The sequence below is a fragment of the Ruegeria sp. BI7 genome, from assembly GCF_056537925.1.
Genome location: NZ_JBQFSK010000019.1, coordinates 1 through 6,901, shown reverse-complemented (window position 1 = coordinate 6,901; position 6,901 = coordinate 1). Strand labels below are relative to the sequence as shown.

Annotated in this window: 5 protein-coding genes; all 5 read left to right on the top strand. The window is 53.5% G+C overall.

Translation table 11 applies throughout. The features are described from left to right. The first annotated feature begins 639 nt into the window (after positions 1-639). The 5 genes from ACR0JB_RS21665 to ACR0JB_RS21645 all read left to right on the top strand — a co-directional run bounded on the left by ACR0JB_RS21665 (position 640) and on the right by ACR0JB_RS21645 (position 6,703). Positions 640-2,415 carry a galactosyltransferase-related protein gene (locus ACR0JB_RS21665; protein ID WP_170400153.1) on the top strand — a complete coding sequence of 592 codons (1,776 nt, stop codon included), beginning with the start codon at positions 640-642 and terminating at the stop codon, positions 2,413-2,415. Positions 2,416-2,488: 73 nt separating this feature from the next. Further along, positions 2,489-3,313 (top strand): hypothetical protein, encoded by an 825-nt coding sequence (locus tag ACR0JB_RS21660; protein WP_170400155.1) that lies wholly within the window; start codon positions 2,489-2,491, stop codon positions 3,311-3,313. 601 nt (positions 3,314-3,914) lie between these two features. Further along, positions 3,915-4,280: a hypothetical protein gene (locus ACR0JB_RS21655; RefSeq protein ID WP_425082674.1), complete on the top strand. Its 366-nt coding sequence runs from the start codon at positions 3,915-3,917 to the stop codon at positions 4,278-4,280. Positions 4,281-4,393: 113 nt separating this feature from the next. Continuing rightward, the gene (locus tag ACR0JB_RS21650) at positions 4,394-5,125 is read left to right on the top strand and encodes a metallophosphoesterase family protein (protein ID WP_425082675.1); all 732 of its coding nucleotides are present in this window, start codon (positions 4,394-4,396) and stop codon (positions 5,123-5,125) included. Between the two features lie 129 nt (positions 5,126-5,254). Next, positions 5,255-6,703 (top strand): mannose-1-phosphate guanylyltransferase/mannose-6-phosphate isomerase, encoded by a 1,449-nt coding sequence (locus ACR0JB_RS21645; protein ID WP_170352129.1) that lies wholly within the window; start codon positions 5,255-5,257, stop codon positions 6,701-6,703. Positions 6,704-6,901 lie beyond the last annotated feature (198 nt).

Below are 6,901 nucleotides of genomic sequence, written 5' to 3'. Positions count from 1 at the left end.
ACCATAAAACAATGGGGTGAGAGGCAATAACCCCATCCAAAACAAAGCTTCAATGCCGGAAAACCAAATTGACCTCAGCGATGCGAGGCCAATAACCTAAAACTCCAGATAACTGGAACACAACCAAGACAGCAAGCTGACCTGACAAGGGCGTCAAAACAATGTTTCCGGCGTATCACCGCTCATCCAGGTTGAAATCTTGGAGGCTTGCTTCAAAGATACCGTCTTTGGTGATTGACACGCCTGAACAAACAGGTACTCGGTGCTCAAGTTGTTTGTACGCAATCCCAGGTGGAATGTACTGAACGACCAAAATATTAAAATACCGAAGGCATTGGCATACCAAGGGTTCAAACTGAGAAAATGCAATCTTCTAAAGATATAGTTGCAAGCCTCTGCGATGCGAACGCATCTGATGACACCGTCACAACAGTTGACGCCAGGGACACATTTCGCAGTTTGATTCGAGCACAGCTTTCGGTGCGGAACGCTAAATCACCAACTTCGGTTTCTGCCCTCTACAATGAGATACGAACGCAACCTGACGTTTGGCGCAACCTTCCAAAATTTGAAGAAGCTGGCGCAGAATATGAACCCGATGCAGCCATAGAACCCGGTTTTGCTGCTGTCACATGCTGCATGAACCGAAATGACCACCTGGCGCAGACATTGCCAACGTGGCTTGTGCATCAGGAAATTGGCGAAGTTATCATCGTGGACTGGAGTTCGGAAATTCCGGTTGAGATCACTCTTCGGAAAGCGGGGATAACTGATCCACGTATACGCATTCTTCGGGTCGAGGATGAAGGATCCTGGATTTTGTCCCACGCGTATAATCTGGGATTCCGCGCTGCGACCAAAGACAAGATTATCAAAGTCGACAGTGACATTATCCTCGATTCAGAGTTCTTTAGCCGCAACACAACAGGTGTTGACCAACTGACTGCAGGGAACTGGCGCCAGGCGAAATCCGGACAAAGCCATGTAAACGGCTTTTTTGTCGTTGGGCGAGAAAATCTGTTGGCTGTAAATGGTTTCAACGAACGGATTGTCACCTATGGCTGGGATGATGACGATCTGTATGGACGTCTAACCGACGCAGGCGTGCAAAGAGAAGATGTCGATCCCGACACCATCAGCCATATTGATCATTCCGACGTAAGACGCGTTGAGCGCCCCAAAAGCACACCGGTCACCGGATGGGATGAAGTGCAATCTTATCCGCAGTTCTGGATCGCGCTGAACCGGCAAACTGCGTCGTCCTGCGCCCCATGGGATGTGAGTTGCCCAATGACGGGTTTCCAGGTGCTTAGTGAAACCGGGAACATAGTGCAGTTAAGACGCAGCCACCCCTACGGCGTAGATACAAACCTTATTGGCACGAGGATGGAACGCGCCGAAGCAGCGGTTAGTGCAATACATGATGTGTTCAAAGGTGTTGCGGTCTCTGTTTCCTGCGAAGCTGTGGATTATGCGTTGATGACCCGCTCGTTGGAAGACGCCATTGTGGCCATCAGCAACACGTCGCTGCAACCGGAAGAGAATACAGGCGAAGTTACCGTTCCGCTGGGGCATAGCCTGCAAAAGCCGAAACTTGTCGTCGATGCGCAACATGGTTTGGGCAACCGATTGCGCGCAATTGCTTCGGGGTTTTCATTTTCACAAATCCACGATCGCGAACTGATCATTCGCTGGGTGCCTGACGAACATTGCGATTGCACTTTTGCGTCATTGTTCGACTTTGACGGGGCTGTCGAGGATACCAAAGAGAACGACCCGGAGAACGCGTTAACGGTCGACCTGATGAGCAAGGCATTCCGGGAGGCCTTTGACACCGCCTCATTGGTTAAGGCGCAGCGGGATATCGTTATCCAATCGGCCTACAGGTTTACATTCGGCAAACCCTACGACCCCATTGAACGGAAATTCCTGCGTGAGCTGAAACCGAGTGCGGATGTGCAAGAGATGATCGAGTCCGTACGCAGCCAAAACGACATCGCCGTACATGTGCGTATGAATGGCGGCGCGGCTACGGACCCTCATGGGGACGTTCCCGGAGCCTGGTCGCGGTCAGAAGACGAGATTTCCAGACGTGCCCGCAGCAGATCCCACTATGCGTTCTTCTTCAAACGTCTGGATCAACTGCTGGAGGCCAAGGCCGATTCCACGATTTTTCTGGCGTCGGATAACTCTGAATCCTATGGTGCTTTCGCTGCGAAATACCAAGATCGCGTGACCAGCCTGCCAAGAACGGTATATGACCGATCTGAAGTGCAGCTTAAATATGCGCTGGCAGATGTAATCCTGCTATCGCGTGCGCCGCTTTTGCTGGGAAGCAACTGGAGTTCGTTTACGGAAATCGCCCATTCAATGTCTCAAAATCAGAGGTTAGAGATATCTGGGCAGCATTTTTAATGTGGCTCGAAATTCCGGACAGCGGTCCAAATCTTTATGAATACCTACTAAACCCGCCAGAGTGTAAATCTGAATGAATGACAGTGAAACAAGGAGCTTAGCCGTTGAGAAGGTTGTTTCAGCGTGCAAGCAACATGTAAGTGAAATTATCGTTCTGGAAGGCCGAAAGCACACGGAATGGTGCGCGGCCTATGAGCAGAGCGGTGTTCCACGTGTCACTCAATCTTCCTTTAGCGCGCTGTCTAAGACCGTTTCTCCTCAGAAGGCCACTGATGGTGGCCTTCGTATCATTCACGTCACTAAGGGCGTTCCTGCGGCAAGCCTGAGTGAAGCGGAACACAGCGTAAACCTGCTAACGAGTTACGCTGATATTGTAGTATTCTCACCGGTTCCTGTAGCTGAACAACAGGTTCAGGACCTGCTGATTTCATGGCCCAGCTTTTGGGCTTTGCTGTTTCTTGCCGAAGGGTTCGTTTTGCAGGACATCGTGCGCCCGGCGGTATGGGACAGTTTCTACAGCGATTGGGACAACCTGCAAAGCACGGTTGTGTTCGCCAATACTGCGCTGGGTGACAGTTGGGCAGATAGCGATGGTGACGGCGCCAACATGGTTGTGGATTATGTGCATCCCTCGAGTTTTGAAGTCGGGCTTAGGCGTCAGCTGGCATTGCAAACCAGTGCGATGCTGAACGCACCCGATACGTCTGCGACGTCTCAGGAATTCAGTTCTAAGATTCACATCGCGCTGCCCAAACGTTATTCCAAAAAGGAATATGAACAAAAGCTTTTTCAGGAAAGTCGGAAGTGGTGGAAGGTCGCCCTTTGCTCACCTTGGCGGATTTCTTACTGGTGTGATCTTTGGCGTCTCCAGCGGCGTACCAAGCGCTGGTCGAATTAGAACTTGCCCGCTTTATTCCAAAGCTGCTGAACAAACATGCGGGTGAAAAGCCCTGTTTGGCTTCAAGTCTCTGGTAAACAACAAAAAACATCCGCGCCCGCACGCTTGGTTGCGTCCAAAACTTGTGGGCAGTTTGGTAAAGGGTGTTTGATCTGATATACTGCGTTTTGTTTACAAGTGACTGAGAGTATTGATCTCTGTGCGCTTGTTCTATCGGGCAGACGCATCTGTCGCTGTATCGCCCGGCGACACCGAATCTAAGACCGTCCCATGACTCTAAGCGTCATTCGCGCAACGCTGCGTGCGTATTGGACATGGAAAGTTTACGTAAAAAACCTATTAAAACATTGATTTAAGGCCAAGTTTCGCCACAGGCAGCGCACAGCTGAGGCATCGCGGTTCTCTAGCCCTGATCCAGATCATTACTGGAATCGGAGATAGAACCATGCCGGGTTTCCTCGACTGTTGTTTCAAAGCGTCAACGCAAACAGGACAGCGCTCTGCTTGTAGCATTGTCCGGTTTTTTACCGTCTTGCTGAGTGTCGCGACATTGATACCGGTGACCCTTGCGCCAACACGCGCTCAGGCACAGCAGTTACTTGTGGTGGGAAGCGATCGCGGCGGCTATCTGCATGACCGTTTGATCGAGTTGGAAAACCTCAAGCGCAACGGAGTTCTGGTCGAGATCAGGGGCCGTATCTGCTATTCGACATGCACGATGTTTCTGGGGTTGCCCGGAACTTGCGTTGATCCTGATACCACCTTTGGGTTTCACGGCCCTTCCCGAAACGGTCGCCGGCTTGCGCAAGATGATTTCGACTATTTCAGCCAGATCATGGCCGCCTACTATCCGGAACCGCTGAAATCCTGGTTCATGACCAAAGCCCGAAACCGGATCAACGGGCTTTATAAGGTCAAAGGCCGCGAGATCATTCAAATGGGCGTACCCGCTTGCCGAACCGCCTGAACCCGGTCTTGCCCGCAGTCAGGTCACCGGGTATCACGTGTGGATCTAAGGCCGGTGCCGGATTTCCTGTATCGGCTCCTTTCACGGCTAACCGGGCAGGAGAAAAGTTCATCGTGCTGTCATCCCTTTTCGGACGATTCAGGCGGCGTGCCCCGTTTCTGCCACCAACCCCAGATACTCCAATATGCGTAATCGGTGACGTGCATGGCTGTGTCGTGCAGTTGGAAAAGCTACTGAACAAGGTGCCGCAGGACCATCGGATCATTCTGGTGGGCGATTATGTCGACCGCGGAGAATGCAGCGCCGAGGTCTTGCGCCTGATCAGTGCGCGCCCCAATATAACCTGCCTGAAAGGCAATCATGAAGAGATGATGCTGCGGTTCCTGAAAGACCCTTTGGAACAGGGTCCGCGGTGGCTGCGTTATGGCGGGTTGCAGACCTTGGCCTCGTTCGATGTGCGCGGGGTCCGGGCTGAGATGACCGGTGATGAGCTGACAGAGTGCCGGGACAGGTTTCAAGAGGCGATGGGCGACACGTTGTATCAATGGGTGATCGGGCTGAAGACCTGGGAAATGTCGGGCAACGTCCTTGTGGTGCATGCCGGTGCTGACCCCAATGTTCCGCCCACCGACCAGTCGGAAAAGACCCTTATCTGGGGTCATCCGTCATTTCTAAAAACAATCAGGCGCGACGGTGTTTGGGTTGTACACGGGCATACGATTGTCGGTGAGGCTGGCGCGCAAAAGGGACGAATTTCCATTGATACCGGCGCTTTTGCAACTGGTGTGTTAAGTGCAGTTTGCCTGGATGGTGGGGAGCCCAGATTTTTGACGGCACAAGGCTGAAGACTGAGCCCGTACAAGCGCAAATCCGCGGTTGCACTTGCTTTTTCCTGTTGAAGCTGAGCAAAATCTTGTCACGCTAATTCACATCTAATAGGACCTGTTTAAATTAAATCAGGTTTCGAGCTTATCATGTTGATCACCCCTATTCTTCTTTGCGGCGGGTCCGGGACGCGTCTTTGGCCGTTGTCGCGGCAGAGTTACCCCAAACAATTTGTGCCGCTTGTTGGGGATGAGACACTTTTCCAGGCCTCAGCTCGGCGTTTGTCCGGCGCGGCGGCGGGGTTGGAATTCGCTGCTCCGGTGGTTCTGACCAATTCGGATTTCCGCTTCATCGTGGCCGAGCAATTGCAGGCCGTCGGCATTGATCCCGGTGCCATTTTGATTGAGCCCGAAGGGCGAAATACGGCCCCAGCGGTCCTCGCTGCCGCGCTGCGCGCCCATGCCGAGGATCCGGACGCGGTGCTGTTGGTTGCGCCGTCCGACCACGTAGTGCCTGATGTGGCGGCGTTCCAGAATGCGGTTGCCCGCGGGTTGGAGGCTGTCGAGCAAGGGCAACTGGTAACATTCGGGATCACCCCAACGCATCCGGAAACGGCTTATGGTTATCTCGAATTGGCGAGCGCATCGAACAGCGGCGGATCACCCGTTCCGCTGAAAAAGTTCGTGGAAAAACCAAATCTGGCTCGCGCAACTGAAATGCTCGAAGCGGGCAATTTCAAATGGAATGCCGGGATCTTTCTTTTCCGTGCATCGGATATGATTGCGGCCTTCCGGGCTCATGCGCCCGAACTGATATCGCCCGTCGAGGCAGCCGTCGATACGGCAACGCCGGATCTGGGCTTTCTGCGCCTGAACCCTGAACCCTGGGGCAAGGCCGAAGATATCTCAATCGATTACGCGGTGATGGAGAAGGCGACGAACCTGTCGGTTGTCCCGTTTGACGCGGCTTGGTCCGATCTGGGTGGCTGGGATGCAGTCTGGCGAGAAAGCGGGCCGGATTCTGACGGCGTGGTGACCAGCGGCGGAGCCACAGCCATTGATTGCCACAACGCGCTGTTGCGCTCGGACAGTGACCAGTTGGAGCTGGTGGGCATCGGGCTTGAAAACATCATCGCCGTGGCGATGAATGATGCGGTTCTGGTTGCGGATGCCTCGCGGGCCCAGGACGTTAAGAAAGCGGTGAGCGCGCTAAAGGAAAAAGGCGCTGCACAGGCCACAACCTTCCCCAAGGATCACCGCCCTTGGGGCTGGTTCGAAAGCCTTGTGGTTGGCGACCGGTTCCAGGTTAAGCGTATTCACGTCCACCCCGGCGCGTCGCTGAGCCTGCAAAGCCATGTCCACCGCTCGGAACACTGGATCGTTGTCGAAGGCACGGCCCTTGTGACGATCGACGACAAGGAACAGTTGGTGACCGAGAACCAATCGGTCTACATCCCGTTGGGGGCGGTGCATCGGATGCAGAACCCTGGCAAGGTGCCGATGGTTCTGATTGAAGTTCAAACCGGAACCTATCTCGGTGAGGACGATATCGTCCGGTACGAGGATGTTTATGCACGCGGTCAGGGCGCAAAGGGCTGACGTTCCAGCCCCATCTGACGCCACGCAGCCAGGTATGGCGCATTGATCAGGCCCCCGGACGGGGGCCTTTTTTGTTGCCCGGAAAGCTTGGTGCAGCCGTTCCGTTCGGTGTGTTTTGGTTGTGTTAGTTGTGTTTTGTTTATGGTGTTTCTGATTGAGATGACTGAGTGAGGTTGGGCTGATGAGCATGAACCCTTT

Excerpts from the sequence above, each read along its gene's own strand:
- ACR0JB_RS21660 (WP_170400155.1), top strand. The coding sequence starts at position 2,489 with ATGAATGACAGTGAAACAAGGAGCTTAGCCGTTGAGAAGGTTGTTTCA.
- ACR0JB_RS21665 (WP_170400153.1), top strand. The coding sequence starts at position 640 with ATGAACCGAAATGACCACCTGGCGCAGACATTGCCAACGTGGCTTGTG.
- ACR0JB_RS21645 (WP_170352129.1), top strand. The coding sequence starts at position 5,255 with ATGTTGATCACCCCTATTCTTCTTTGCGGCGGGTCCGGGACGCGTCTT.